Genomic DNA, 25,846 nt, shown 5'->3' with positions numbered 1-25,846 from the left:
TATCCGGGACGGCGGCAACGATCCGATGGTTCGCGGGCGCTGGAGTCGTATGCATGCGGCGGCGCCCGGCGGGTACCGGCTGGACGATCCCGGTGTGGTGACCGGGCGCTGATCTGGAGGGTTCGATGCCGAAGATTCTGCAGCACACCGGTGGTGACGTGGTCGAGGTGATCCTGGCCGACCACCGCTGGTTCGAGGAGGCGCTGCGCGAGCTGCGGGACGTGGAGAGCGACCGGGCCGCCGTGCTCGCCGACCTCGCGACCGTCCTGATCGCGCACGCCGAGGCCGAGGAGTCGAAGGTCTACCCCCAGCTGCGGAAGAAGGACGCGATCGACGCCGAGGAGGTCGAGCACTCCGAGCACGAGCACGACGAGGGCAACGAAGCCCTGCTCGAGCTGATGGAGGTCGGCGACACCGCGTCGGAGGAGTTCAGCGAGAAGACCCACGAGCTGTCCGAGGCCCTGTCGCACCACCTCGACGAGGAGGAGCGCGACGTGCTGAACCCGGCCCGGACCGACGTCTCGCAGGAGGTCCGCGACGACCTCGGCGAGAAGTTCGCGGCCGAGCGGGCCCGGCTGATCGAGTCCGGCGCGGGCTCGATCGAGAACGTCCGCAAGCTGGTCGAGGCCGCCAAGAAGAAGGACAAGTCTTCCTGAGCCGCCGCCCCACCGTCCCCGCGACCAAGAGCGCGGGCCAGTCGCCAGACTCGGCGTGAGCGCGACTGGCCCGTGCCCCAGGTCCCGGGGACGGCCTGCTGGGTAGGGTCCTGCCATGAACCGCCGGTGGCCGCTGCTCAGCTACCCGGCGTTCCTCCGGTTCTGGGCCGCCGACGCCATCTCGATGGCCGGTACGTCGATCACGACCGTCGCGCTGCCGGCGATCGCGATCTTCACCCTCGGCGCGTCCGACAGCGAGGTCGGCCTGCTCAGCGCCGCCCGCTGGCTCCCCTATCTCCTGCTCGGTCTGCTGGCCGGCGTCTTCGTCGACCGCCACCGCCGCAAACCGATCCTGGTCACCGCCGACCTCGCCCGCGGCTTCGTGCTCGCGCTGATCCCGCTCTGCGCCGCGCTGGACCTGCTGTCGCCGCCGCTGCTGATCGCGATCGTGCTCGTCTTCGGCGCGCTGTCCCTCGGGTACGACGCCGCGCACCAGTCGTTCCCGCCCCTGCTCGTCCCGACCGCGCTGCTCACGCCCGCGTGGGCGCGCCTCGAGCAGACCAACGCCGTCGCCTCGACCGGTGGGCCGGCCCTCGCCGGATTCCTGGTCCAGCTGATCAGCGCGCCGCTGGCGATCCTGCTCGACGCGCTCTCGTACCTGATCTCGGGCTTCCTGCTGCTCACCGTCCGGCCGATCGCGCCGGAAGTTGCCCCCGGCAAGGATGTTCCGCGCGACCTGCGCCGGGAGATCCGGGACGGCCTGGCCTGGGTGTACCGGGACCGGATCACCGGTCCGTTGGCGGTGACCGGGCACGTCTGGTTCGTGTTCCAGGGCGTCGTCAGTACGGCGTACACGGTCTTCGCGTACAAGACGCTCGGGCTGAGCGTCGGCGCGGTCGGGGTGACGCTGGCGATCGGTGGCGTCGGATCGGTGCTCGGCGCGACGGCGTCGGGATGGTTCGGGCGGCGGCTCGGTGTCGGGCCGGCGATCATCGCATGCCGGTGGATGACGCCTGTGGGGTATCTGCTGATCCCGTTGGCTGGAGACAACGCGCTCGGTTTCGTGCTGTTGTGCGTCAGCCAGTTCGCGTTCGGGCTGTCGATCGGTATCGACAGCCCGATCGAGATGGGCTATCGGCAGTCGATCACGCCGACCGGGCTGCTCGGGCGGATGCACGCCACGCTTCGGTCGGTGAACCGGGCGTCGCTGACGGTCGGTCTGGTGCTCGGCGGGGTGCTTGCCGAGCACCTCGGGCATCGGGAGACGCTGTGGATCGGGGTGGCGGGGATGGTCGTGCAGGCGGCGCTGCTGCACCGGTCGGCGTTCCGGCACGCGAGGCTCGCCGGTTAGACCAAGCTCTCCGGCTGGACCAGGCTCTCCGGCTGGACCAGCCTCTCTGGCTAGCTCAGGTCGACGACCAGGCCTTCCTCGGCCGCGATCACTTCACCTGCGAAGGTCTCCTGCGCCTGAGCAACGGAGAGAGCGCGATCCGAGCCGGGCCAGAAGTGCGTCAGCAGCAGCCGCTTCGCCCCGGCAGCGCCGGTCCCGGCTTCAGCGGCCGTCATCAGGAAGCGCGGCGGCGGGGGCGCGGTCTGGTGGGTCGCGTCGGAGATGTAGAGGTCGGCGCCCTCCGCGAGCCTCGCCAGATCATCCGACGGCCCGCTGTCGCCCGTGTAGGCCACCGTCAGCCCGGGCGCGCTGAGCCGCACGCCGTGGTTGGGGACGAAGTGCGGCAGCTCGACGGTCTCCAGCTGAAACGGCCCGATCTCCGGGGTCGATGCCAGGTCGTGGACGGCGAAGACGTCTTCCGGGTCGGGATTCGGTTCCAGCGCGCGCAGTACGTCGACCACTCCCGGCGGGCAGTACAGCGCGACCGGCTCGGCGTCCGGCGCCTGGAAGCGGCGAACGCGGCCGAGCGCGCTGACGTCGACGCAGTGGTCGGGGTGCCGGTGCGTGATGACGACGGCGTCGACCGCGCCGTCCTCGCAGTACTCCAGCAAGCGCGGCAACGTCGCGTAGCCGAGATCGAGAACGACCTTGAACCCGTCGTACTCGAGCAGGAAGCCGGCGCAGGCGCGCCCGGCCTCGGGCCAGGCGCCGCACGAGCCGAGAACGGTCAGCGTCCTCATCGCGCGCCGAACGCCTGGTCGGTGGACACGATGTCCTTGCCGAGCGGGAGCAGCGAGATCGGGATCAGCTTGAAGTTGGCCAGGCCGAGCGGGATCCCGATGATGCTGACGCACAGCGCGATCCCGGTGACCAGGTGGCCGAGCGCCAGCCACCAGCCGGCCAGCAGCACCCAGATGATGTTGCCGAGCACCGACCCGGCGCCCGCGCCGCGGCGGTCGACGATCGTCCGGCCGAACGGCCAGAGCGCGAACCCGGCGATCCGGAACGAGGCGATGCCGAACGGGATGGTGATGATCAGGATGCAGCAGATCAGACCCGCGATCGCGTAACCGACGGCCAGCCAGAAACCGGCCAGCACCAGCCAGATCAGGTTCAGGAGCGTTCTCATACCTGCCAGCCTGCCACCCTCCGGGTGTGTTCGAGGGTCAGCCGGGCGACGAGTCCGGGATCGTTCCGGGGCAACCAGTGCCCACCCCTGACCACCTGGACGCTCAGGTTGGGGGCCCAGCGCGCGACGTCGGTCTGCAGCGGCGTGGTCACGAACGCGTCGCCGTCGGGCGAGACCGCGAGCACCGGGACGTCCGTACGCCGTACGCGCGGCCGCAGCAGCCGCGGGATCACGTTCGCCCGGTAGAGCTGCAGCCCGTTCACGTAGTCCGCGAGATCGCGCTCTCCCGGCGCGGCCGCGCTGCCTCCGGCGCTCAGCTCCAGCTTGCCGAAGGCGCGATGCGCCCAGCCCTTCCGCCAGCCGAGCTCAGGCAGCCACGGCAGCTGGAAGTAGAAGATGTACCAGGAGTGCACGAGCTGCCGGAGCTTCTCCCGCAGCGGCCGCCGGCGCCGGAAGAAGTAGCCCGCATGGTCCAGCGACGGCCCCGAGATCGACACGAACGACTCGATCCGCCCGCGCAGCCGCTCGCTGGTCACGAAGTGCCAGGACTGGATCGATCCCCAGTCGTGCGCGAGCAGCTGCACGGGCCGGTCGCCCGCGACCGCGTCGATCACCGCGGTGAAGTCCTGCTCCAGCCGATCCAGCTCGTACGCCGACCGCCCGCGCGGGTGGTCGGACTGCCCGGCGCCGCGTACGTCGTACGTGACGACGTGGAAGTGCTCGGCCAGCCGCTCCGCGACCGGCTCCCACAGGCGCGCGTTGTCCGGATAGCCGTGCACGCAGACGAGCACCGGGGCGGTGTGCTCGCCGTACTCGTAGAGCGCGATCTGCGTTCCGTCGGCCGATCTCACCCGGCGCACGCTCAGTACTCCTCGGTCGCGACCACGCGGAACCCGATGCCTGCGGCAACCAACCGGTCGCGGAGCGCCGGGCCCATCGCCGAGGCGGTGGTGACCTGACCCGCGATCTCGGGCAGGTCGTCGAGAGCCAGGCTGAGCGCACACTCGCCGAGCATCTTCGCCGTCTCGTCGTACCCGGGGTCACCGCCGGACACCTCGGTGACGACGCGCTTGCCGCCGCCCGAGCCGACGAAGCGCGCCTTGAACCACGACTTCGCGCGCCGCTGCGGCGACGGCCCGTCGCCGGCCTTGATCCGGTCGAGCAGCGCCCGCCGGGCCGGCGGGACCTGCGCGGCCGCGACCAGCAACCCGATCCCGACGATGCCTCCGGCAACCATCGGCAGCCGCTTCACGGCCGCGTAGTGGGAGTAGGTGAAGTCCGGGCCGTAGGAGTCGAGCAGCAGCGCGGACCGCCGGACGATCTGCGGGTCGACGGTCGGCAGCGGCACCGCCCAGAACCCCTGCAGCCGGTGGATCCGGCCCGCGGCCAGCTTCACCGAGCGGTCGGCCGGGCGTTCCTCCAGCCGGCGCCGCGCGCGGTGCGCGTCCAGGTTCTGCTTGCCGCGTGAGAACGCGGTGATCGCGGTCTCCCAGGTTCCGCCCGACGGCTTGCCGCCCGCGCGGATCATGCCGTCGACCTTGATCGGTACGCGCCGCGGGAGCTGCTCGACGGTGAACTGCACGCCGAGGTCGTACGGGATCGAGTCGAAGCCGCAGCAGTGGATCAGCCGGGCGCCGGTCTCGACGGCCCGCGCGTGGTGGGCGACGTACATCTTGTCGACGAACTCGGGCTCACCGGTCAGGTCGAGGTAGTCGGTCCCGGCCGCCGCGCAGGCGGCGACCAGCGGTTCGCCGTACCGGATGTACGGGCCGACGGTGGTGACGACGATGCGGGTCGCCTCGGCGACGGCGCGCAGCGAGCCGGAGTCCTCGACGTCGGCGATCAGGAGGTCGAGCTGCGGCGCGTCCAGGTCGGAGCGGAGGCGCTCCAGCTTGGCCTTGTTCCGCCCTGCGAGCGCGAGCTTCAGGCCCGGCGGCGCGTGCTTCACGAGGTACTGGGCGGTCAGCGCGCCGGTGAACCCGGTCGCCCCGAACAGGACGACGTCGTACCGGCGGTCGCTCATCCGTGCTCCGCCTTCGCCTCGGCGGCGCGGGCCTCGGCGGCCGTCTTCGCCTTCGCGGTGTCGGCCAGGCCACCGGCACCCGAGGCGCGCGACGAGATGTCGGCGCCGCGCGCCTCGATGTCGGCCAGCGCGGCGCGGTCTGCCTTCGCGACCGACACCCGGCTGCCCAGCTCGACGATGTGCGGGATCAGGGCGCGGAAGATCTTCATCGGGCCGATCCAGCCGGGCACGTGCACGACCCGCGAGCGCTTCCGGATCCCGGCGGTGAACTTCTCGACGGCCAGCTCCAGCGGGTAGACGCGGCTGGCGAACGGGATGCCGGTCCGGACCTTGCCGAACACCGGGTGGTCGTCGACGCCGCGGACCATGTCGGTGTCCACGAACGTCATGTGCGCGACGCCGACCCGGACGCCGAGGTGCCGCAACTCGGCGCGCAGCGTGTTGCCCATCGCCTCGACCCCGGCCTTGGCTGTGTTGTACGAAGCCAGCCCGGGGATGTGGACGACTGCCGCGAGCGACGAGACGAGCAGCAGATAGCCCTTGGACTCGATCAGGTGCGGCAGCGTCAGGTGCACGGTCCGCCAGACGCCGTACAGGTCGACGTCGAGGACGCGCTCCCAGACGGCCGGGTCCATGCTGCGGGTGAAGCCGGGCGCCGCGATGCCGGCGTTGGCGACCACGACGTCGATCCGGCCGTACCGCGCGACGATGCCCTCGACCGCGCTACGCAGCGACTCGAGGTCGGTGACGTCGGCCTCCCACCAGCCGGCGTCCGGGCCGCAGGCCTCGGCGACCTGCTTCAGCTCGTCGGGTTCGAGCCCGACCAGCGCCAGCTTGTCGCCCTCGCTCGCCAGCCGGCGGGCCACCGCCGCACCGATCCCCCGGGACGCGCCTGTGATGAGTACGACCTTGCCGGCCATCGCGGACCTCCGTCTGTTGAGTCGATACTCAACAGTAAGTGCTTGTTGAGCCGATACTCAATAGACTGGCCGTATGACCCATGCCTCTCCCGACCCGGCCGGCCCCGGGACGCGGCCGCGCGACGGGGCCCGGTTGCGGCCGGACGAGCGCCGGGCGCAGATCCTCGAAGCCGCCCGGCGGGTCCTCGAGGCCGACCCGCACCGCGAGTTGAGCGTCGAGCAGGTCGCGGCCGAAGCCCAGGTCTCCCCCGCGCTGCTGTTCCACTATTTCGGCTCGAAGAAGAAGTTCCAGTTCGCGGTGATCGAGGAGGCGGCCTCGGAGCTGATGCTCCGGACCGCGCCCGATCTCTCGCTGCCGCCCGACGAGCAGCTCAGCACCGGGATCCGCGCCTTCGTCCGCGCGGTCCTGCAGGCGCCGCAGCTCTACCGCGCGACGCTGCTGATGTCCGCGGCCGGTGACCCCGAGGTCCGCGCGCTGCACTCGGAGATCCGGCAGGTGTTCAGCCGGTGGGTGATCGACGCGCTCGCCCAGCAGGGGGTCGAGACGACGCCGCGGGTGGAGCTGGTCTGCCTCGGCTGGCAGGGGTACGTGGAGCAGATCCTGCTCACCTGGATCGACGACCCGACCGTCACCGGCGACGAGCTCGAGGACCTCTGCGAGCGGTCGCTGGCCGCCGTACTCACGACGCTGTGAGGTGATGCCCTAGGGTTGCCCGGTGCTGAAGGTTGCCACGGTGAATGTGAACGGAGTTCGGGCGGCGTACCGGCGGGGCATGGCTCCGTGGCTGGAGCAGACCGATCCGGACCTGCTGCTGATGCAGGAGGTGCGCGCGACCGACGAGGTCCTGCGCGACCATCTCGGTGGCGACTGGCACCTGGCCCACGCCGAGCCGACGATCGACGGCAGCAAGGGCCGCGCGGGTGTCGCGATCGCGAGCCGGCGACCGATCAAGGTGGAGCGGACCGACATCGGCCCGGAGCGGTTCGCCGGGTCCGGCCGGTGGGTCGAGGCCGACGTCGTACTGGACGACGGCTCAGCGCTGACCGCGGTCAGCACTTACGTGTTCACCGGCGAGTTCGAGACGCCGCCGCGGCAGGAGGAGAAGTACGCGTTCCTGGACGCGATCACCGCCCGGCTGACCGAGTTGCGCGCCGACGGCCGGCACGTCCTGATGTGCGGCGACCTGAACATCGCGCACCGCGAGGAGGACCTGAAGGCCTGGAAGGCGAACCGCAAGAAGAGCGGCTTCCTGCCCGAGGAGCGGGCCTGGATGGATCGTTTGTTCGCGGCCGGCTGGGTCGACCTGGGCCGCCGGTTCGGCGGCGACGGACCCGGTCCGTACTCGTGGTGGTCGTGGCGCGGGAAGGCGTTCGACAACGACGCCGGCTGGCGGATCGACTACCAGATCGCGTCCCCGGAGCTGGCCGGCGCGGCCACCGGCTGCGAGATCCACCGCGCCCCGACGTACGCCGAGCGCTGGAGCGACCACGCCCCCGTGGTGGCGACGTACAGCCTCTGACGGAGGTGCCGGGTAGTCTCCCCACATGCCTGAGTTGACACCCCCTGTCGCCGCCAAGAAGCCGATCGAACGCACCCACCACGGCGACGTCTTCGTCGACGACTACGAGTGGTTGCGGGACAAGTCGAACGACGAGGTGCTGGACCACCTGCGCGCCGAGAACGCCTACACCGAGGCCCGCACGGCGCACCTGGAACCGTTGCGTGAGGCAATCTTCGGCGAGATCTCCGCCCGCACCCTGCAGACCGACCTGAGCGTGCCCGCGCGGCACGGCGGCTACTGGTACTACACCCGCACCGTCGAGGGCAAGCAGTACGCGATCAGCTGCCGCGTGCTCGCCGACGGCGACCAGCCGCCGGCCACCGACGGCGAGATCCCCGGCGAGGAGGTCATGCTCGACGGCAACGTGCTGGCCGGCGACTCGGAGTTCTTCTCGCTCGGCACCGTCGACGTCTCCCCCGACGGCAACCTGCTCGCCTACTCGGTCGACCTCAAGGGCGACGAGCGGTTCACGCTGCGGATCAAGGACCTGCGCACCGGCGAGCTGCTGCCCGACGAGCTGCCCGAGGTGCACTACGGCTCGGCCTGGTCGGCCGACGGCTCGACGATCTTCTACACCAAGGTCGACGACGCGTGGCGCCCGTTCCAGGTCTGGCGGCACGCGCTCGGCGCCTCCGGCGACGACGTCCTGGTGATGGAGGAGGCCGACGAGCGGTACTGGATCGGCGTCGACCTGACCCGCAACGAGCAGGCCATCCAGATCGCCCTCGGCAGCAAGCTGACCAGCGAGGTCTGGCTGCTCGACGCGCAGGACCCGGCCGGTACGCCGGTCGTCGTCCGGCCGCGCGTCGAGGGCGTCGAGTACGACGTCGAGCACGCCGGCGACCAGCTGCTGATCACGCACAACGCCGACGCGGAGAACTTCTCGCTGGCCAGCGCTCCCCTGGACGCGCCCGGTGAGTGGACGACGCTGATCGAGGGCGACGAGTCGAGCCGGCTGCTCGGCGTCGACGCGTTCGCGCGGCACGTCGTGCTCTACCGGCGGCGCGACGCGCTGACCGAGCTGGCGGTGATGCGCCGCGAGGGCGAGACCTTCGCCGCTCCTGACGTGCTGACCTTCGACGAGCCGATCTACACCGTCAGCCCGGGCCGCAACGACGAGTGGGACGACACCCGCTACCGGTTCGGCTACACCTCCCTCGTCACGCCCGGTTCGACGTACGACGTGGACGTGGCGACCGGCGAGCGACGGCTGCTCAAGCAGCAGCCCGTGCTCGGCGGGGTCGACCTGAGCGCCTACACGCAGTACCGGGAGTGGGCGACGGCCGCCGACGGGACGCAGGTGCCGATCTCGATCGTCGCCCGCAAGGACGTCGCCAAGGACGGCAACGCGCCGGTCGTGCTGTACGGCTACGGCTCGTACGAGTCATCGATGGACCCGTGGTTCTCCATCCCGCGGCTGTCGCTGCTCGACCGCGGCGTCGTGTTCGCGATCGCGCACGTCCGCGGCGGCGGCGAGCTCGGCCGACGCTGGTACGACAACGGCAAGACGCTCACCAAGCGGAACACGTTCACCGACTTCGTCGCCGTCGCCGAGCACCTGGCCAAGGACGGCTGGAGCCGCCCGGAGCGGATCGTCGCGCAGGGCGGCAGCGCCGGCGGGCTGCTGATGGGCGCGGTCGCGAACCTGGCGCCGCAGGCGTTCGGCGGAATCGTCGCCGAGGTGCCGTTCGTGGACGCGCTGACCACCATTCTCGACCCGTCGCTGCCGCTGACGGTGATCGAGTGGGAGGAGTGGGGAAATCCGCTCGAGGACCCCGAGGTGTACGCCTACATGAAGTCCTACTCGCCGTACGAGAACGTCAGCGCGCAGCAGTACCCGCGCATTCTGGCGATCACCAGCCTGAACGACACCCGGGTGTTCTTCGTCGAGCCGGCGAAATGGGTCGCGAAACTGCGCGCGACGGCCGCCGGTGACGTCGACGTGCTGCTGAAAACGGAGATGGAAGCCGGTCACGGCGGCCGCAGCGGCCGGTACGACGCGTGGCGAGAAGTCGCCTTCACGCTGGCCTGGGAGCTGGACGCACTCGGTCTGGCCTGAGCCCAACCCTGGTAGACGCGCGCACCCGGCCCCCGGTTGTCCTGTTTTTACGGGAATCCGGCGGGTACCGGGTGCGTTGCGCTGGGTGGCAACGAAAGGCGATGTGTGGTGGGACACACAATGCTTCCTGAACGTGGAGCTGCTGGGAACTCTCAGGGAACGTTCAGGCTGTTTACACACTCGTCGTGGAATCTTGAACCTCACTCGAGCGTTGCTCTCCATGTAACGACGAAGGGAGTTTCGGTGGCTCGCATGGCTCGTGTCCGGTCCACGGACGAAGGTATCGACGGCAAGGACAGCGTCGGTCTCTACCTGGAGGAGATCGCGCGCACTCCGCTGCTGACGGCGGAGGAAGAGGTCGAGCTCGCTGAGACGGTCGAGGCAGGACTCCTGGCGGAGCAGCTGCTGGCCGAGGGGCGGGTTGGACGTAAGAAGGGCGGCGCGCCCAAGTACGCGACGCAGGAGGAGCTGGAGTGGCTGGCGGCTGAGGGGCAGAAGGCCCAGCAGCGCTTCGTCACCGCCAACCTGCGGCTCGTGGTTTCGATCGCGCGCCGGTACGGACGTTCGCAGATGCCGCTGCTGGACCTGGTCCAGGAGGGCAACACGGGGCTGATCCGCGCGGTGGAGAAGTTCGACTACCGCAAGGGCTTCAAGTTCTCGACGTACGCGACCTGGTGGGTGCGGCAGGCGATCACCCGCGGTATCGCGCAGCAGGCCCGCGTGGTCCGGCTGCCGGTGCACGTGGTGGAGCAGCTGAACCAGATCGGGTCCGCGCGGCGCACGCTGGAGCGCAAGCTCGGGCGCGAGCCGGAGATCGACGAGATCGCCGCCGAGCTCGACCTGGACCCGGAGCGCGTCACGGAGCTGATCCGGATCGGCCGGGACCACATCAGCCTGGACAACCCGATCGACGACGAGGGCGAGACCTCGCTGGGCGACCTGATCGCGGCCGAGACCGCGCCGGGCCCCGACCAGCTGGTCGCCGACGCCTCCGACCGGTCCGGACTGTTCAGCCTGGTCGACCAGCTCGACCCGCGGTCGGCCGACGTGATCCGTCGCCGCTACGGGCTGCACGACGGCCGCCAGGCCAAGCTGGCCGACATCGGCGCGGTGCACGGCATCTCCGCCGAGCGGGTCCGGCAGATCGAGCGCGAGGCACTGGGGCGCCTGCGCCTGATGGCCGACCCGACGCTGGCCGCCTAGGTCTGAGCCACCTGGCAGCCGTAGCCAACCAAAACCCCACTCAGGACCCCCGGGCCTCTCCAGGCCCGGGGGTTCTGTGATGTCGGAGCGGCTATCAGTCCACAGCGTCGGTCCGGAGACGCCGCGGCATCGGACCGGGGTCAGCGGCGGTGGCCGCCGCTGGTCAGGGCGAAGCCGATCTGGTTGAGCGTGTCCTCGGTCCCGGTCTGCAGACCCTCGGCCGGGCTGAACGCGTCCTTGCCGAAGTCGACGTCGGCGTCGTCAGCGGTGCCGCCAATGCCGTCCGGACCGACCCCGAACAGCCGCGGGTAGGTCGGAATGCTCGAGTCCATCAGGTTGGCTTGAGCGTCGTTGGCGTCGGTGTGGAAGTTTCCGAACGCGTGCGCCGCCTCGTGCGACGTGGCGGTCCCGAGCGCTTGGCCGAGGAAGCCGATCCGGTTGCTCTGCGGCTTCAGGTAGGTGTTCAGCGAGTTCGTCGGTCCGGCCGGGCCGGTGGCCAGGTCGAGCAGCACAAACGAGGTCTCCGTCGTGGCGAAGTTCCCGGGGTCGATGCTCGGCGCGATGCCGAAGATCGGCAGCGGGCTCGAGGTGCCGAACTCCGCGTTCGTACCGCCGACGATCACCCGGCTGACATTGGGCCGGCCCCACGGGTCGGGGTCGTCCTTGCTGTTCAGGACCTTCAGCTCGAAGCGCCGGTTGAGGCCGCTCGCAGCCATGTCGTGCAGCAGGTTCTCCTTGACCTCGGCAACGATCGCGTCGATCAGCCGGCCCTCGTCGCTGGGTTTCAGCCCCCACTTGCCGACGAAGCTCGACAACGGGCTGAGCGTCACGCGGCCACCACCGAAAGGACCCGACTCGGCCCGGGCGCCGTCGAAGTCCAGGAACAACGTCTGCGTCGGCTTGGCCGACTCCAGCGGCGGCCGGTAGTCCTCCAGCGTCAGGTCGTACGCGCCGGTGGCCGTCCCGCCGACGCTCACGTAGTAGCGGCCGGTCTTGGGAACCAGGTAGGTCAGCACCGCGTTGCCGCCGCCCGGCAACGGTGACGACGGCGGAAAGATGTCGCTGTAGTCCAGGGTGGAACCACTGATGAACTCTCGGCTCGGCGCGTAGATCTCCAGCGCCGACCCGGCACCGTTGACCGACGTACCCAAGAGGTCGCCGGCCGTGAGCTGGACCGCGTAGAAGTCCTTGTCGCCCGCGTCGAGATCGCCCTGAACGTGCATCTTCGGCTGCTGGTGCTTGCCGGTACCGAAGCCGGGAAGCCCCTGTGCGGTGGCGGCCGAGGTGGTCCGATCTGGTTGCTGCTCCTTCGCCGTCACCGGTACGGCGTCGGCGGTGGCGAGCAGCGGCGACTTCTGGGCCCGCAGCGTGGCGATGCGCTGCGCGGCCGCGGCCGGGGCGTTCGACCGCAGGTACTTGCGCCACGCGGCGTAGTCGACGTTCCCGCCGGCCGACAACTCGGCGATGAACGGATTGACCCCGGCGGGGCGCGGCACGGCGGCCGGCGGCTGGGCCTGCACGCTGGCCGACGAAGACGTGGCGACGCCGGCGACACCAGCGGCCGCGGCCAGGGAGAGCCCCAGGGCCGCGAAGCCGAGCCGCCGGCGCGCGTTGAGCCTGCTCATACGAATCCTCACCTTTCGAACGTTTGCTTCACGAGCGGTGTTCGCAGGCTAGGTCGCCGCGGGCGCCGGCGGTCGCCGATGGCAAGGAGTCGCCAGATGAACAGATCGCGTCAGCGCCAGCCGTCCAGTACGCCGGGGAGCTCGGACAGGCGCTGGATGGTCGCGTCCGGCGTGCCCTCGGTGTGGCCGACCTGGTTCGACGGGATGTTGCTGTGCGGGATGTGCACCGCGCGCATCCCGACGTTCTGGGCGCCCCAGACGTCGTCGAACAGCCGGTCGCCGACGAACACGCAGCGCGCCGGGTCGGTCGCGCCGGCCGCCCGCATCGCGGCCAGGAACGTCTCCGGGTGCGGCTTCGTCCACGGCACCTCGCTGGTGTAGACGGCGCCGTCGAGCAGCTCCAGCACCGCGTCGCGGGCGAAGATGTCCTCGTGCCGCTGCCGCGACCAGATCGTGTTCGACAGGACGCCGATCCGGTAGCCGCGGTCGCGGAGCTGCTTCAGCATGTCGATCGCGTCCGGGTTGAGCTCGGTGTGCGGGTGCCACTGCCGCTCGTACTCCGCGAGCGCGGCCGGCGTCATCACCACCTCGGCGGCCAGGCAGACCGCCTCCAGCGTCGTACTGACCTGCTCGTCGCGGGACCGCAGCCAGGCCGCGTTCTCGGCCGCGAGCAGCTTCGTCGCCAGCTCGTCGGCGCGCGCCTCGTCGATCAGGGCGGCGACCGAGCGCCAGACGGCGTACAGGTCGATGTCGTGCCAGGTGGCCAGGGTGCCGCCCCAGTCGAAGAGGACGGCCTCGATCGGTTCTGCGCTGTTCGTCACGGCGCACAGGTTGCCAGATCGCACCGACAATCTCCGCTGGTTTACCGGCTGACGGTCTCCACCTTGCGGCGCTTGGCCAGCCAGCTGACGGTGACCACGAAGAACGCCAGCGCCGGGATGTCGGACAGCAGCAGCGTCCACGGCGCACCGCCCTGGTCGGCCCAGCTGCCCAGGTCACCCGTTGCCGCAGGCAACAGGAACGCGAGCAGGTTGTTCAGCGCGTGCAGCGCGATCGCGGCCTCGATGCCACCGGTCCGCACGGTCAGCCAGCCGACCGTCATCGCGAACAGGAAGATGTCGATCAGCGCCCAGCCGGTGTAGCCGTGCGCGGAGACGAACAGCGCGCTGCTGATCACGAGCGCCGGCCACGGCGTACGGAAGAGTCTGGTGAACAGGTTGCGGGACTCGCCGCGCGGACCGTACGCACCGATCGCCTGGACGAGCCAACCGCGGAACACGAACTCCTCCGCGGCGGACTGGAACGGGACCAGGCACAGGATCAGCAGCGCCGGGCCGATGAAGGCGGCGAAGCCGATCCAGCTGCCGTCGTCAGCCGCGGCCGGGTCGGCGTTCGGGAAGATCTGGTCCACCAGCGCGGTGAGGGCGACCGAGACCGCCAGGTAGCCGAGGGCCGGCAGGCAGGCGAGCAGGAGCCACTTCCAGCGGATCTTGTTCAGCACCGAGGCGACGCTCCAGGCCGGGCGCCGCTGGATCGCCCAGGCGGTGAAAACGACGGCCGGGGTGAGGATCGCGAGCATCACGAGGGTGCTGGCGAGGTTCTCGAGGTCGGTCGGGAAGAGCTGGTCGCCTTCGCCGTCGGGGAAGTCGCCGGTGATCGCGCCGTGGACGATGCTCCAGACGAGGAAGACGGCGATCGTCGCGAAGAACGCGAAGGCGGCCAGGGCCAGGGTGCCGAGGAGCGGTCGCCACCACTTGTGGGGAGCGTTGCGGGCGAGCTGGTGGAACGGGGTGCCGGGCGGGGCGGGGATCTGGCGAGGCTCCGGCGGGCGCATGTTGTACGGCACTTGACCGTACGGGTGCTGGCCGTAGGGCGGCTGGCCGTACGGGGGTTGTTGCTGGGGGTAGGGCTGTGGTGGGTAGGGCTGTTGCGGGCCGGTCCACGGCGGGGGCTGCTGGGGTGACCAGAAGCCGGGCTCGCCGGGCAGCTGCTGGCCTCCGGGCAAGGGCGGCTGGCCGTAGCCCGGCTGCTGCGGCTGGTCCTGCGGTGGTCCTCCCTGCGACGCCATGCCGTGACTCTATGAGATCGGCTCAAGTCCACCCCTGTGGACGAAGCTCGACACGCGATCGCTGTTGTTTGACATGCTTCCGTCATGCCGAACCAGCAGCAGCGCCGAGTGCGGATCGGCTATGCCCTGGGCTCGGTCGCCACCGGTTCGTTCGGCACCGTCCCGGGCCTGCTGCTGCTCCCCTACCTGACCGACACCCTCGGCATCGCCGCCGGAGCGGCCGGCGCGATCGTCCTGCTCCCGAAGGCGCTCGACGTCCTGCTCAACCCGGTCGCCGGCCGGATCAGCGACCACCACCGGTCGCCGCTCGGCCCGCGCCGCCCGTTCCTGCTCCGCGGCGGGCTCGCGCTCGCGGTCTGCTTCGCGGTGCTGTTCGCCGCGCCCGACCTCGGCTCGAAGGCGCTGAACGCGACCTGGGTGCTGCTCGCGTTCGTCGCCTGCGCGACGGCGTACGCGTTCTTCCAGGTGCCGTTCATCGCGATGCCCGCCGAGATCACCGACTCGTACGCCGAGCGCACCCGGATGATGTCGTGGCGCGTCGCGTTCCTGACCCTGGCGATCCTGATCAGCGGCGGCGCGTCGCCCGCGATCCGCGACGCGATCGGCGGCCGCGACGGGTACCGGGTGATGGGTCTGGCCGTCGCCGTGCTGCTCGCGGCCGGAACGATCGGCGCGTACGTCGGGACGCGGCGCGCGCCGATCGGGCGCCCGCAGGAGACGACCGGCACGCTGCGCGACCAGCTGCGGCTCGTCGCCTCCGTCCGCGACTTCCGCTGGTTGCTGATCACGCTGATGCTCCAGGCACTCGCGATCGGCGCGATGCTCGCGGGCATCGACTACCTCGCTCGGTACGTGCTGGGCGATCCGGGCGCGGCGACGATCGGCTTCGTGTGCGTGGTCGGCCCGGCGCTGCTGGTGAGCCCGCTGTGGCTGGCTTTCGGGAACCGCTTCGGCAAGCGCACCGGCTTCCTGGCGGCCTCGACCGTGCTCGGCATCGGGTCGCTGGCGTTGGCGACGGCGCAGCACGTGCCGACGTGGTGCGTGTACGTCGCCACGGGCATCGTCGGGATCGGCTTCACGGGCGCGCAGGTGTTCCCGCTGGCGATGCTGCCGGATGTCGCGGCGGTCGATTCGGCGCGCAGCGGCGTACGGAGGGCTGGTGTGTTCACCGGAGTGTGGACGGCCGGGGAGACGCTCGGGCTGGCGCTCGGTCCTGGTCTGTACGCCGTCGTGCTCGCGGTGGGCGGATATGTGTCGTCGACCGACCAGAACGCTGTGCAGCCCGGATCCGCTCTGACCGCGATCGTGATCGGGCTGTCGCTGGTCCCCGCCGTGTTGATCGGCCTGAGCTTCTTCTCGTTGACCCGCTACCGACTGACCGCCGACGAAGTCCTGGAGGCCCGATGACCGACGTCCTCACCCGGCTGCGCGCACTGCAGGAGGGCGACCTGCCCACGCATGGCGGGAGCACGCTGGCGTACGTGTACGACTCGGGGTTGGCCGAGGCCGACGAGATCGGGCGCGCGGCGCTCGCGCAGTACGGCGCGACGAACGGGCTGGACCCGACGGTCTTCCCGAGCTTGCGAACGCTGGAGAACGATCTGGTCGGGTGGGCGCGGCGGCTGCTGAACGGACCGTCGGCGGTGGGGACGGTCACGTCGGGCGGCACGGAGTCGGTGCTGCTTGCTGTCCAGGCCGCCCGTGATGCCGTCTCTGTCTCGTCTCCGAACATGGTGATCCCGGCGACCGCGCATGCCGCCTTCCACAAGGCCGCGCACTACTTCGGCGTCCGCGCGATCGTGGTCGACGTCGACCCATTGACGTTCACCCCGCGCCCATCCGACATCGCCGCAGCCATCGACGGCAACACCGTCCTCGTCGTGGCCAGCGCTCCTTCGTACGCCCACGGCGTCATCGACCCGATCCCCGAGATCGCCGCCGCGGCAGCCGAGCGCGGCGTCCGCTGCCATGTCGACGCCTGCATCGGCGGCTGGATCCTGCCCTACCTCCGCCTCGACGGCCGCGCCGTACCGGCCTTCGACTTCGCCGTACCGGGCGTCACGAGCATCTCGGTCGACCTCCACAAGTACGCCTACACCCCCAAGGGCGCGTCCATCCTGCTCCACCACGACCCGGCGCTCCGCCGCCCGCAGTACTTCGCCAGCGCCGCCTGGCCCGGCTACACGATGCTCAACTCGACCATGCAGTCCACGAAATCCGGCGCTCCCCTCGCCGCCGCCTGGGCCGTCGTCAACCACATCGGCGACGAGGGCTACACCCGCCTCGCCCGCACCGCCCACGACGCCACGCTCTCGCTCGCCGCGCGAGCAGCCGAGATCGACGGCCTCACCGTCCTCGCCCCTCCCACGACCACCCTGGTCGCGCTCCGATCCGACGCCCGCGCCGACGTCTTCACCATCGCCGACAAGATGGCCGCCCTCGGCTGGTTCGTCCAGCCCCAGTTGAGTTTCGGCGCCCAACCGCCGTCCCTCCACCTGACGGTCAGCGCAGCCACCGCATCCCGCCTCGACTCCCTCGTCGCTGCTCTCACTACAGCGACTCAGGCAGCCCAGAAGTCCGGCCCCGTCCAGATCTCCCCCGACCTCGCCGCGGCCGCCGTCGCCCTCGACCCGTCGACCCTCGACGACGCCGCCTTCGACGGCCTCCTCTCCATCGCCGGCCTCGGCGACACCGCGTCGTCCGGCACGCTCCCCACCCGAATGGCCCCCGTCAACGCCCTCCTCGACGTAGCTCCCCCACCGCTGCGCGAGGCCCTTCTGATCGCCTTCCTGGACCGCCTGATGCGCCCGTCGTGAGCACCTACGCCACTCGCGCGCATTCGTCGGCTGTCTGATCCGCCCACCCCGCCGCTCCGTCCCGAAACACCCGTCCGGCATCCTGCTGTCCGAACGTCGTACGAACCCCTGAGGAGCCTGTGATGGTGACCGACCCGACCCCTGGTCCGACCGCCTCGACGCGCGCGCTGCCGCAGTCGGTGCTGATGCCGTTGACCGGCTCGGCGATCTTTCTCGTGGTCCGCATCGAGCCCGGCGGCGAGGAGACGGCCCGTGACCTTCTCGAGCGCGTCAGCGGCCTCACCCGCTCGGTCGGTTTCCGCGTCCCGGCCGGCAACCTGTCCTGCGTCACCAGCATCGGCTCCGACGTCTGGGACCGCCTCTTCTCCGGCCCCCGTCCCCGCGCCCTGCACCCCTTCATCGAGCTGAACGGCGGCAAGCACAAGGCCGTCTCCACCCCGGGCGACCTGCTGTTCCACATCCGCGCCGCCCACCTCGACCAGTGCTTCGAGCTGGCCCAGCAGATCATGAAGATCCTCGACGGCGCGGCGACGGTCGTCGACGAGGTGCACGGCTTCAAGTACTTCGAGATGCGCGACCTGCTCGGCTTCGTCGACGGCACCGAGAACCCGACCGGCCGTGACGCCGAGGACGCCGTCCTGGTCGGCCCCGAGGACCCCGACTTCGCCGGCGGCAGCTACGTGATCGTCCAGAAGTACCTGCACGACATGAAGGCCTGGAACGCCCTGACCGTCGAGCAGCAGCAGCTCGTGATCGGCCGCACCAAGCTCGAGGACATCGAGCTCGACGACGACGTCAAGCCGTCCAACTCGCACATCGCCCTCAACGTCATCGAGGACGAGGACGGCAACGAGCTCCAAATCCTCCGCGACAACATGCCGTTCGGATCGATCGGCGAAGCCGAGTTCGGCACCTATTTCATCGGCTACGCCAAGGACCCGGCCGTCACCGAGCTGATGCTGCACCGGATGTTCCTCGGCGAGCCGGAAGGTAACTACGACCGGATCCTCGACTTCTCCACCGCCGCCACCGGCACCCTGTTCTTCACGCCGTCCGCCGACTTCCTGGACGACCTGCCCAAGCTCCCCTGAGCCGGGCCGAAGTCCCGGATTCTGTCGGTGGCATGAGTAAGACTGAACTCATGTTGCTCGCCGACGTGGTTGCCACCTCCACCGCTCTCAGCGGGACCAGGTCACGGCTGGCCAAGGCCGGCTTCATCGCCGAGCTGCTCTCAGCCGTGACCGACCCGGTGGAGACCGAGGTCGTCGTCACCTACCTGTCCGGTGAGCTGCGCCAGCGGCGTACCGGCGTGGGCTGGCGCACGCTCACCGACGTCCCCGCACCGGCCACCGAGCCATCTCTGACCGTGGAGGAGGTCGACCGGGCCTTCGCCGAGCTCTCCGAGATCTCCGGCACCGGTTCCCAGGCCCGCAAACGCGCCGCGGTCGACGCGCTGTTCTCCCGCGCCACCGAGGCCGAGCAGACGTTCCTCCGCCTCCTCGTCGCCGGCGAGCTTCGGCAGGGCGCCCTCGACGGCGTGATGGCCGACGCCGTCGCGAAAGCCACCGGCATCCCGCTCGACAAGATCCGCGCCGCGACGATGCTCCGCGGTGCCGCCGCGCCCGTCGCGGTCGCCGTACTGACCGAGGGCGAAGCCGGTCTCACCCAGTTCGGCCTGGAGGTCGGCCGGGGTGTGCAGCCGATGCTCGCCCAGTCCGCGACCACCGTCGCCGAGGCGATGACGAAGACCGGCTCGCCTGCCGCGCTGGAGTGGAAGCTCGACGGCATCCGCATCCAGGTCCACCGCAACGGCCCGGATGTCGTCGTGTACACCCGCACCCTCGACGACATCACCAGCCGCGTGCCCGAGGTCGTCACCGCCACTCTCGAGCTGAAGGCCGACCAGGTCGTCCTCGACGGCGAGCTGATCGCCCTCCGCCCCGACGGCCGCCCGGAGGCCTTCCAGGTCACCGGTTCCCGTACGGCGACCCGCGCCGCGACCGGCCCGGAGACAGTCCCGCTCACGCCGTACTTCTTCGACATCCTGCACCTCGACGGCCAGGACCTGATCGGCCTCGGCGGCGCCGAACGCCACGAGTGGCTGAGCAAACTCGTCCCCGAGCACCGGCGCATCCCCCGGCTCGTCACCGACGATCCCGAGGCCGGCCAGGCCTTCTTCGCCGACGCGGTCAAGCGCGGCCACGAGGGCGTGATGGTCAAGTCGCTGTCGATCCCGTACGAGGCCGGCCGCCGCGGCTCGGGCTGGGTGAAGGTCAAGCAGACCCACACCCTCGACCTGGTCGTCCTCGCCGCCGAGTGGGGCCACGGCCGCCGTACCGGCTGGCTGTCGAACCTGCACCTCGGCGCCCGCGACGAGACCACCGGCGAGTTCGTCATGATGGGCAAAACCTTCAAGGGCCTCACCGACGAGCTCCTCCGCTGGCAGACCGACCGCTTCCAGCAGATCGAAACCAGCCGCGACAACTACACCGTCTACCTCCGCCCCGAGATCGTCGTCGAGATCGCCTTCGACGGCGTCCAGACGTCCCCGCGCTACCCCGCCGGCATGGCCCTCCGCTTCGCCCGCGTCCTCCGCTACCGCGAAGACAAGACCCCCGCCGAAGCAGACACGGTGCAGACCCTCCAGAACATCCACCAACCAGACGAGGCCTCATGACCCCGCAGGACAGCACTTCTCCGGCCCCATCAAAGGCGGACGCTTCGGTCGCGCCGGAGGCGGACGCCGCGGCCTCGCGGGACGGAGACTCCTCTGCCGCCCCGGGCCCGTCGGGCGCGGAATCCCCTGCCGCCTCGACCCCATCGGGCGCGGACTCCTCTGCTGCCTCGATTTCGGCGGGTGCTGCCTCCGACCCGGCGGACGCGGCAACGGGCGCGGACTCCCCGGCTGCCCCAATCCCGCCGGGCGCTGCCTCCGACCCCGCGGGCGCAGCAACGGGCACGCCGGGCGTCGACTCCCCCGGTGCATCGGGTTCGTCGGGCGCCGACTCCGCCGCCTCTCCGGCCTCGCCGGGCGCCGACTCGTCCGCCGCCGCGGGCGCGCCGGACCCGGACGCCGCGTCGCGCCTGCTCGCCCACGAGGCGCTCGAAGCCGACAACCCCACCGGCTGGTTCGAGGAGCTGTACTCCGCCGCGGCCGACGGCCGCGCCGTCATCCCCTGGGACCGCGGCATGGCCCACCCGCTCCTCGCCGACTGGATCTCCACCGCCCAGCCAGACGGCACCGGCAAGCGCGCCCTGATCGTCGGCGCGGGCACCGGCTGGGACGCCGAACTGATCGCCGACCTCGGCTACGACACCATCGCCTTCGACATCTCCCCCACCGCGGTCGCCGCCGCCGAGCAGGCTCACCCCGACTCCAAGGCCCACTACCAAGTGGCCGACCTCCTCAACCCACCCGCCGAGTGGCACCGCGCCTTCGACCTGGTCATCGAGATCTTCACCGTCCAGGCGCTCCCCATCGCGATCCAGCCGGAAGCAACCCACCAGGTCGGCGAACAGGTCCGCCCCGGCGGCACCCTCGTCGTCATCGCCTTCGCCCGCCCCGACGACGTCCCCGACGCCGCCGTCGAAGGCCCACCCTGGCCCCTGACCCGAGCCGGCATCAACGCCTTCGCCGAGAACGACCTCCGCCTGATCCAGCTCGACCAGGCCCCCAGCCCCACCGACCCCACCGCACTCCGCTGGCGAGCCGAGTACCTCCGCGACTGACCGCCGGTCCGCCGGTTACCGATCCAAGTACCACCGCGACCGACCCCCGGTCGACCGACTGCCGATCCGGATACCACCGCGACCGACCCCCGGTCCACCGACTGCCGATCCAAGCACTACCGCGACTGACCAACCACCCACCCGGCCGCATCGACCGCGCGGCCACCGACGCTGCTGTCGCGCAACCCAGGCCAGCTCGCGTTCGCGCGCCGCGAGCTCGGCCCGGGGGTATCCGGCTGATTCGCGCAGCCCGACTAACCCGCGCGGCCCGGCCGATTCACGCAGCCCAACTACTCCGCGCGGCCGCCGACGCTGCCGTCGCGCGACCCGGGCAAGGTCGCGTTTGCGCGCCGCGAGCTCGACCCGGGGTTACCCGGCTAATTCGCGCAGCCCAGCCAATTCACGCAGCCCGACGTCCCCCGCGGCCCAGCCAATTCGCGCGGCCCCGCAGGCTCGCACAACCCCGCACCCCCGCAAGCCCGCGCACCCCCGGCGAACCCCACACCCCCTGCTAGCCCCCCATCCCCGCTAGCCCAGGCAGCCGCGCAAGTTCGTGCAGCCCGCAGGCTCGCGCACCCCGCAAGCCCGCGCAGCCCCGCACCCCCGCGCGCCCGCACCCGCAAGCTCGCGCGCCCCGCGCAGCTCGGCCAGGCGCTCGCCGCGGTCGGCGTCGAGCCGAAGCAGATCGTGCACTCGCCGCGCGGGCACTTCCTGCGTCCAGGCGACACTGCCGCCCAACTAATTCACGCGCCCCCGACGCAGCACACGCCGTACGCTCGCGGGATCGTCCAGCCGCTGGGGAGCCTCATGACGTCCACGATCCGCCCGATGGTCGACACCGACCCCGCCGACCTCTTCGCCGCCTTCGCCGCGGCCGGCTGGGACAAACCGATCACCACGTTCAACCAGTACCTTGCCGACGAGCAGTCCGGCAGCCGCAGCACCTTCATCGCCACCGTCGACGACCAGATCGCCGGCTACGTGACGGTCAACTGGCGATCGCCGTACGAGCCGTTCGGCGGTATGCCGGAGATCCAGGACTTCAACGTGCTGCCCGCGTACCGGCGCCGCGGCATCGGCAGCAGCCTGATGGACGCCGCCGAGGCGTCGGTGGCCGAGCGCTCCGACGTCGTCGGCCTCGGCGTCGGCCTGTACGCCGACTACGGCACCGCGCAGCGCATGTACGTCCGCCGCGGCTACCTCCCCGACGGCCGCGGCGTCATCTACGACCACCGCCAGGTACCGCCCGGCGAGCTTGTCCGGCTCGACGACGACGCCGTGCTCATGTTCACCAAAACGCTGCGCTGACCTCATTCGTCCCACCCGTCACAGATTCCCACCCGACTCGAACATCTGTTCGATCTTCCTGTAAACTGGCTGCATGGCCGGGCGGAACGAGCCGGGGCCGACGGCCCTGCGCATCATGCTGGGCGCGCACCTGCGGCGACTGCGGGAGCGCGCCGCGGTCAGTCGCGCCGACGCCGGCTGGGCGATCCGCGGCTCGGAGTCGAAGATCAGCCGCCTCGAGCTCGGCCGCGTCGGATTCAAGGAACGCGATGTCCTCGACCTCCTCACTCTGTACGACGTCCGCGACGAAGCCGAACGCGACCGCCTGGTCCAGCTGGCCCGCGACGCGAACAACCCCGGCTGGTGGCACCAGTACGGCGACGTCACCCCCGACTGGTTCGACGCCTACCTGGGCCTGGAGGCCGCGGCCGAGCTGATCCGCACGTACGAGATCCAGTACGTTCCCGGCCTGCTGCAGATCCCGGAGTACACGCGAGCCGTCGCCCAGCTCACCGCAACCGGCGACCGCACCGAGTCAGAGATCGAGCAGTTCGTCGCCCTGCGCCGCACTCGCCAGGTCATGTTCGACCGCGAACCGCCGCTGAAGCTCTGGGCGATCGTCGAGGAATCCGCCCTGCAACGCCCGATCGGCGGTCCTGACGTCCTCCGCGCCCAGTTGAACGCTCTCCTCGACGCGATCCAGCGCCCGAACATCACCCTTCAGATCATCCCCACCAGCAGCGCCGGCCACGCAGCCTCCGGCGGCGCCTTCACAGTCCTGCGCTTTCCCAAGCCGGACCTCCCGGACGTGGTCTATCTGGAGCACCTCACCAGCGCGCTGTACCTGGACAAGCGCGACGACGTCGACGCCTACACCAAGATCCTCGACACCCTCGCCGCGACCATTCCACCGCCGCAGGAAACGCCGGCGCTGCTCAAGAGCCTGATCCGCAAGACCCGCCGACCGAAGACGGGGCCGCCTCCGCAGCCCGAGTGACTACCTGTCCTGGCGCCGATCGACACGGATGCACCCGTCCCCGGCCCGGGCACGAGCCGAAGCAGGGCCGGCTGGACTTCACCGGGCGCGACGACCCACGGCTCGCCGAGCCATCGACCGGTACGGCGTATGCATCCCATTCCGCCCAGCGTGTCCGCTGGTCACCTCGGCAGGGCTGGGTCGCGTACGTCCACGACCCAGGAGGTCAGGTCGGCCAGGTTGGCAGGGCCGGGTCGCACACCTCGGCGACTCAGATGGTCAGGTCGACCAGTTCGGCAGGGCCGGGTCGCACACGTCGGCAACTCAGGAGGTCAGGTCGGCCGGGTTGGCAGGGCCGGGTCGCGCACGTCGGCGGCTCAGGAGGTCAGGTCGGCCGGGTTGGCAGGGCCGGGTCGCACACCTCGGCGACTCAGGTGGTCAGGTCGGCCAGTTCGGCGAGGGTCGATCGCAGCACCTTCTCCAGGTCGCCCTCCGGTCCGTCAACCCAGCGCTCGAACGCCACCCGGAAGATCGTGACGCCCAGTTCCGCCGCGAGAGCCGCGCGGGGTGCGGGCACCCCGCGGGCCTGCAGGGCCGCGGTGAAGGCCGTAGCCAGCGCAGCCATTTTGATGAACTCGCGCTCCCGTAGTTCCGGGGTCGCCACGATCAGCGCCTGACGCCGGCGCGCGTGGTCGCGGCGCCCTTCGAAGACCTCGCCCGCCGCGAGGACACCCGCCGCGACCGCGTCCATCGCGCCGGCACCGGCCGGGGCCGCGGCGACCGCCGCGACCATCAAATCCTCCAGCTCCGATGAACCCGCGAACAGCACCTCACGCTTGTCCGCGAAGTGGCGGAAAAACGTGCGCGCGGTCACGCCGGCCCGATCGGCGATCTCCGCGACGGTCGTGCCGTCGTAGCCCTGTTCGGCATACAGGGCCATCGCGGCCTCGCGGAGTCGACCCGCAGCGTCCGGTTCCCAGCGCACCATGAGGCCGATCCTATGCGATGTCATCGAGTGACATCACGGGTGTAGGCTCGGTGATGTCACTCAATGACATCACTGGAAGGACACCACCGTGCGCGTCTTCGTCACCGGAGCCACCGGCCACCTCGGCTCCGCCCTCGTCCCCGAACTCCAGCGGCACGGCCACCAGGCCGTCGGGCTCGCCCGGTCGGATGCCTCCGCCGCACGCCTGGCCGGCTGGGGCGTCGAGGTCGTCCGCGGCGACCTCGACGATCTCGACACCCTGCGCGCCGCAGCTGATGCTGCCGACGGCGTCGTTCATCTCGCGTTCCGCCACGACGCCATGGCGGCCGGCGACCTCACCGGCGCCGCCGACTCCGACCTCACCGCCGTCCGCGCGATCGCCGACGTCCTGGCCGGCACCGGCAAACCGTTCGTCGGTACGTCGGGCACCGGCCTGCTCGCCGGGGCCGGGCTCGACCGCCCGGGCACCGAGGACGACACCCTGCCCGGCGGCTACCGCATCGACGCCGAGAACCTCGTCGTCGACCTGGCCGCCAAGCAGATCCGCTCGTCGGTCGTCCGGCTGCCGATCGTGCACGGACCGCTCGACACCGGGTTCATCCGGTCGCTGATCGAGTTCGCCCGCCGCAACGGCTTCTCGGCGTACGTCGGCAGCGGCGTGAACCGCTGGTCGTCGGTGCACACCCTCGACGCGGCCCGCCTGTACCGGCTGGCGCTCGAGTCGGCACCGGCGGGTGCGCGACTGCACGCAGTGCACGACGGAGGGGTCGAGTTCCGGCAGATCGCCGAAGCACTGGGCCGCGGCCTCGGCCTCCCGGCTCGCTCGATCAGCAAGGACCAGGCACCGGAGTACGTCGGCTACCTCGCCCACTTCGTCGCGATCGACAACCCGACGACCGCGACCCGGACCCGCGAACTGCTCGGCTGGGAGCCCACCGAGATCGGTCTCCTCGAAGATCTTGCCCAGAGCCACTACTTCGGCTGATCGGCAGCGCGGGGCCCGGACGCGCAGGGGCGGGTGGCGCGGGGCCGCTGGCGCGGAGGCCGATGGCGAGCGGACCGGTGGCGGAGGGGGCAGGTAGCGGAGGGGACCGGTGGCGCGGAGACCGGTCGCACGTGGTCGGTCGCGAGGAGGCCGGTCACGAGGGGACCGGCGGCGCAGGAACCGGCGGCGCAGGAACCGGCGGCGCAGGAACCGGCGGCGCAGGGATCGGACGCGCGGGGGCGGGTGGCGCGGAGGCCGATGGCGAGCGGACCGGTGGCGGAGGGGCAGGTGGCGGAGGGCACCGGCGGCACGGGGACCGGCAGCGCGAGGACCGGCGGGGGGGGGGGGGGGGGGGGGGGGGGGGGGGGGGGGGGGGGGGGGGGGGGGGGGGGGGGGGGGGGGGGGGGGGGGGGGGGGGGGGGGGGGGGGG

General features: G+C 71.0%; 23 protein-coding genes. 14 read left to right on the top strand and 9 right to left on the bottom strand.

All coding sequences use genetic code 11. The annotated features are described in order from the left end of the window. The first annotated feature begins 125 nt into the window (after positions 1 to 125). Positions 126 to 656: a hemerythrin domain-containing protein gene (locus ACZ6Z4_RS09795; RefSeq protein ID WP_363676945.1), complete on the top strand. Its 531-nt coding sequence runs from the start codon at positions 126 to 128 to the stop codon at positions 654 to 656. A 115-nt stretch (positions 657 to 771) separates the two neighbouring features. Then, positions 772 to 2,007: an MFS transporter gene (locus tag ACZ6Z4_RS09790; RefSeq protein ID WP_465560746.1), complete on the top strand. Its 1,236-nt coding sequence runs from the start codon at positions 772 to 774 to the stop codon at positions 2,005 to 2,007. A 50-nt stretch (positions 2,008 to 2,057) separates the two neighbouring features. Here the strand turns inward: ACZ6Z4_RS09790 and ACZ6Z4_RS09785 are convergent, their stop codons facing one another. The 5 genes from ACZ6Z4_RS09785 to ACZ6Z4_RS09765 are packed head-to-tail and all read right to left on the bottom strand — an operon-like array spanning position 2,058 to position 6,118. Continuing rightward, a complete protein-coding gene (locus tag ACZ6Z4_RS09785; RefSeq protein WP_465560741.1) occupies positions 2,058 to 2,786 on the bottom strand; it encodes an MBL fold metallo-hydrolase in 729 nt (242 codons plus the stop codon). Then, positions 2,783 to 3,175, bottom strand: a complete 393-nt coding sequence (locus ACZ6Z4_RS09780) for a YccF domain-containing protein (RefSeq protein ID WP_465560738.1) — start codon at positions 3,173 to 3,175, stop codon at positions 2,783 to 2,785. Before ACZ6Z4_RS09780 ends, ACZ6Z4_RS09785 begins: the two co-directional genes overlap by 4 nt. Beyond that, positions 3,172 to 4,035: an alpha/beta fold hydrolase gene (locus tag ACZ6Z4_RS09775; RefSeq protein WP_465560735.1), complete on the bottom strand. Its 864-nt coding sequence runs from the start codon at positions 4,033 to 4,035 to the stop codon at positions 3,172 to 3,174. Before ACZ6Z4_RS09775 ends, ACZ6Z4_RS09780 begins: the two co-directional genes overlap by 4 nt. A 2-nt stretch (positions 4,036 to 4,037) precedes the next feature. After that, a complete protein-coding gene (locus ACZ6Z4_RS09770) occupies positions 4,038 to 5,198 on the bottom strand; it encodes a saccharopine dehydrogenase family protein (RefSeq protein ID WP_465560732.1) in 1,161 nt (386 codons plus the stop codon). Continuing rightward, positions 5,195 to 6,118: an SDR family oxidoreductase gene (locus ACZ6Z4_RS09765; RefSeq protein ID WP_465560729.1), complete on the bottom strand. Its 924-nt coding sequence runs from the start codon at positions 6,116 to 6,118 to the stop codon at positions 5,195 to 5,197. The genes ACZ6Z4_RS09770 and ACZ6Z4_RS09765 overlap by 4 nt, the downstream gene beginning before the upstream one ends. 73 nt (positions 6,119 to 6,191) lie before the next feature. Here ACZ6Z4_RS09765 and ACZ6Z4_RS09760 point away from each other — a divergent pair, with 73 nt between their 5' ends. From ACZ6Z4_RS09760 to ACZ6Z4_RS09745, 4 genes are all read left to right on the top strand, one after another. Further along, positions 6,192 to 6,812, top strand: a complete 621-nt coding sequence (locus tag ACZ6Z4_RS09760; RefSeq protein WP_465560726.1) for a TetR/AcrR family transcriptional regulator — start codon at positions 6,192 to 6,194, stop codon at positions 6,810 to 6,812. A gap of 22 nt (positions 6,813 to 6,834) precedes the next feature. Beyond that, on the top strand, positions 6,835 to 7,638 hold the full coding sequence (gene xth, locus ACZ6Z4_RS09755; protein ID WP_465560723.1) for an exodeoxyribonuclease III: 804 nt from the start codon (positions 6,835 to 6,837) through the stop codon (positions 7,636 to 7,638). 25 nt (positions 7,639 to 7,663) lie between these two features. Further along, a complete protein-coding gene (locus ACZ6Z4_RS09750; RefSeq protein ID WP_465560720.1) occupies positions 7,664 to 9,739 on the top strand; it encodes a S9 family peptidase in 2,076 nt (691 codons plus the stop codon). A gap of 243 nt (positions 9,740 to 9,982) precedes the next feature. Continuing rightward, positions 9,983 to 10,942, top strand: coding sequence for a sigma-70 family RNA polymerase sigma factor (locus tag ACZ6Z4_RS09745; protein ID WP_465560717.1), 960 nt, complete (start codon positions 9,983 to 9,985; stop codon positions 10,940 to 10,942). 140 nt (positions 10,943 to 11,082) lie between these two features. On the opposite strand, the gene ACZ6Z4_RS09740 is transcribed toward ACZ6Z4_RS09745, so the two are convergent. The 3 genes from ACZ6Z4_RS09740 to ACZ6Z4_RS09730 all read right to left on the bottom strand — a co-directional run bounded on the left by ACZ6Z4_RS09740 (position 11,083) and on the right by ACZ6Z4_RS09730 (position 14,635). Continuing rightward, complete coding sequence (locus ACZ6Z4_RS09740; RefSeq protein ID WP_465560714.1) at positions 11,083 to 12,567, bottom strand: PPC domain-containing protein; 1,485 nt, start codon at positions 12,565 to 12,567, stop codon at positions 11,083 to 11,085. 110 nt (positions 12,568 to 12,677) lie between these two features. Next, entirely contained in the window at positions 12,678 to 13,388 is a 711-nt protein-coding gene (locus ACZ6Z4_RS09735) for an HAD family hydrolase (protein ID WP_465560711.1), read from the bottom strand. 41 nt (positions 13,389 to 13,429) lie between these two features. Continuing rightward, complete coding sequence (locus ACZ6Z4_RS09730; RefSeq protein ID WP_465560708.1) at positions 13,430 to 14,635, bottom strand: lysostaphin resistance A-like protein; 1,206 nt, start codon at positions 14,633 to 14,635, stop codon at positions 13,430 to 13,432. A gap of 84 nt (positions 14,636 to 14,719) precedes the next feature. Here ACZ6Z4_RS09730 and ACZ6Z4_RS09725 point away from each other — a divergent pair, with 84 nt between their 5' ends. From ACZ6Z4_RS09725 to ACZ6Z4_RS09695, 7 genes are all read left to right on the top strand, one after another. Continuing rightward, positions 14,720 to 16,042: an MFS transporter gene (locus ACZ6Z4_RS09725; RefSeq protein ID WP_465560704.1), complete on the top strand. Its 1,323-nt coding sequence runs from the start codon at positions 14,720 to 14,722 to the stop codon at positions 16,040 to 16,042. Continuing rightward, the gene (locus ACZ6Z4_RS09720) at positions 16,039 to 17,451 is read left to right on the top strand and encodes a pyridoxal phosphate-dependent decarboxylase family protein (RefSeq protein WP_465560700.1); all 1,413 of its coding nucleotides are present in this window, start codon (positions 16,039 to 16,041) and stop codon (positions 17,449 to 17,451) included. The genes ACZ6Z4_RS09725 and ACZ6Z4_RS09720 overlap by 4 nt, the downstream gene beginning before the upstream one ends. Positions 17,452 to 17,573: 122 nt before the next feature. Beyond that, positions 17,574 to 18,542: a Dyp-type peroxidase gene (locus tag ACZ6Z4_RS09715; protein WP_465560696.1), complete on the top strand. Its 969-nt coding sequence runs from the start codon at positions 17,574 to 17,576 to the stop codon at positions 18,540 to 18,542. 32 nt (positions 18,543 to 18,574) lie between these two features. Beyond that, positions 18,575 to 20,128 (top strand): ATP-dependent DNA ligase, encoded by a 1,554-nt coding sequence (locus ACZ6Z4_RS09710; RefSeq protein WP_465560690.1) that lies wholly within the window; start codon positions 18,575 to 18,577, stop codon positions 20,126 to 20,128. Next, entirely contained in the window at positions 20,125 to 21,180 is a 1,056-nt protein-coding gene (locus tag ACZ6Z4_RS09705) for a class I SAM-dependent methyltransferase (RefSeq protein WP_465560687.1), read from the top strand. Before ACZ6Z4_RS09710 ends, ACZ6Z4_RS09705 begins: the two co-directional genes overlap by 4 nt. Before the next feature lie 807 nt (positions 21,181 to 21,987). After that, on the top strand, positions 21,988 to 22,488 hold the full coding sequence (locus ACZ6Z4_RS09700) for a GNAT family N-acetyltransferase (protein ID WP_465560683.1): 501 nt from the start codon (positions 21,988 to 21,990) through the stop codon (positions 22,486 to 22,488). A gap of 73 nt (positions 22,489 to 22,561) precedes the next feature. Then, positions 22,562 to 23,464, top strand: a complete 903-nt coding sequence (locus ACZ6Z4_RS09695) for a helix-turn-helix domain-containing protein (protein WP_465560680.1) — start codon at positions 22,562 to 22,564, stop codon at positions 23,462 to 23,464. Positions 23,465 to 23,873: 409 nt separating this feature from the next. Here ACZ6Z4_RS09695 and ACZ6Z4_RS09690 read toward each other — a convergent pair whose 3' ends face one another. Beyond that, positions 23,874 to 24,431, bottom strand: a complete 558-nt coding sequence (locus ACZ6Z4_RS09690; RefSeq protein ID WP_465560677.1) for a TetR/AcrR family transcriptional regulator — start codon at positions 24,429 to 24,431, stop codon at positions 23,874 to 23,876. Between the two features lie 88 nt (positions 24,432 to 24,519). Between ACZ6Z4_RS09690 and ACZ6Z4_RS09685 the strand changes: the two genes are divergently transcribed. Next, positions 24,520 to 25,416: an SDR family oxidoreductase gene (locus ACZ6Z4_RS09685; RefSeq protein WP_465560674.1), complete on the top strand. Its 897-nt coding sequence runs from the start codon at positions 24,520 to 24,522 to the stop codon at positions 25,414 to 25,416. Positions 25,417 to 25,846 lie beyond the last annotated feature (430 nt).

The organism is Kribbella sp. NPDC104740, assembly GCF_055583505.1.
This window is presented reverse-complemented; position numbering and strand designations above follow the sequence as displayed.

What these genes read in the sequence shown, in the direction of transcription:
- ACZ6Z4_RS09795 (WP_363676945.1), top strand. Translation starts at nt 126, where the DNA reads ATGCCGAAGATTCTGCAGCACACCGGTGGTGACGTGGTCGAGGTGATC.
- ACZ6Z4_RS09790 (WP_465560746.1), top strand. Translation starts at nt 772, where the DNA reads ATGAACCGCCGGTGGCCGCTGCTCAGCTACCCGGCGTTCCTCCGGTTC.
- ACZ6Z4_RS09785 (WP_465560741.1), bottom strand. Translation starts at nt 2,786, where the DNA reads ATGAGGACGCTGACCGTTCTCGGCTCGTGCGGCGCCTGGCCCGAGGCC.
- ACZ6Z4_RS09780 (WP_465560738.1), bottom strand. Translation starts at nt 3,175, where the DNA reads ATGAGAACGCTCCTGAACCTGATCTGGCTGGTGCTGGCCGGTTTCTGG.
- ACZ6Z4_RS09770 (WP_465560732.1), bottom strand. Translation starts at nt 5,198, where the DNA reads ATGAGCGACCGCCGGTACGACGTCGTCCTGTTCGGGGCGACCGGGTTC.
- ACZ6Z4_RS09765 (WP_465560729.1), bottom strand. Translation starts at nt 6,118, where the DNA reads ATGGCCGGCAAGGTCGTACTCATCACAGGCGCGTCCCGGGGGATCGGT.
- ACZ6Z4_RS09760 (WP_465560726.1), top strand. Translation starts at nt 6,192, where the DNA reads ATGACCCATGCCTCTCCCGACCCGGCCGGCCCCGGGACGCGGCCGCGC.
- ACZ6Z4_RS09750 (WP_465560720.1), top strand. Translation starts at nt 7,664, where the DNA reads ATGCCTGAGTTGACACCCCCTGTCGCCGCCAAGAAGCCGATCGAACGC.
- ACZ6Z4_RS09740 (WP_465560714.1), bottom strand. Translation starts at nt 12,567, where the DNA reads ATGAGCAGGCTCAACGCGCGCCGGCGGCTCGGCTTCGCGGCCCTGGGG.
- ACZ6Z4_RS09730 (WP_465560708.1), bottom strand. Translation starts at nt 14,635, where the DNA reads ATGGCGTCGCAGGGAGGACCACCGCAGGACCAGCCGCAGCAGCCGGGC.
- ACZ6Z4_RS09725 (WP_465560704.1), top strand. Translation starts at nt 14,720, where the DNA reads ATGCCGAACCAGCAGCAGCGCCGAGTGCGGATCGGCTATGCCCTGGGC.
- ACZ6Z4_RS09720 (WP_465560700.1), top strand. Translation starts at nt 16,039, where the DNA reads ATGACCGACGTCCTCACCCGGCTGCGCGCACTGCAGGAGGGCGACCTG.
- ACZ6Z4_RS09715 (WP_465560696.1), top strand. Translation starts at nt 17,574, where the DNA reads ATGGTGACCGACCCGACCCCTGGTCCGACCGCCTCGACGCGCGCGCTG.
- ACZ6Z4_RS09710 (WP_465560690.1), top strand. Translation starts at nt 18,575, where the DNA reads ATGAGTAAGACTGAACTCATGTTGCTCGCCGACGTGGTTGCCACCTCC.
- ACZ6Z4_RS09705 (WP_465560687.1), top strand. Translation starts at nt 20,125, where the DNA reads ATGACCCCGCAGGACAGCACTTCTCCGGCCCCATCAAAGGCGGACGCT.
- ACZ6Z4_RS09700 (WP_465560683.1), top strand. Translation starts at nt 21,988, where the DNA reads ATGACGTCCACGATCCGCCCGATGGTCGACACCGACCCCGCCGACCTC.
- ACZ6Z4_RS09695 (WP_465560680.1), top strand. Translation starts at nt 22,562, where the DNA reads ATGGCCGGGCGGAACGAGCCGGGGCCGACGGCCCTGCGCATCATGCTG.
- ACZ6Z4_RS09690 (WP_465560677.1), bottom strand. Translation starts at nt 24,431, where the DNA reads ATGGTGCGCTGGGAACCGGACGCTGCGGGTCGACTCCGCGAGGCCGCG.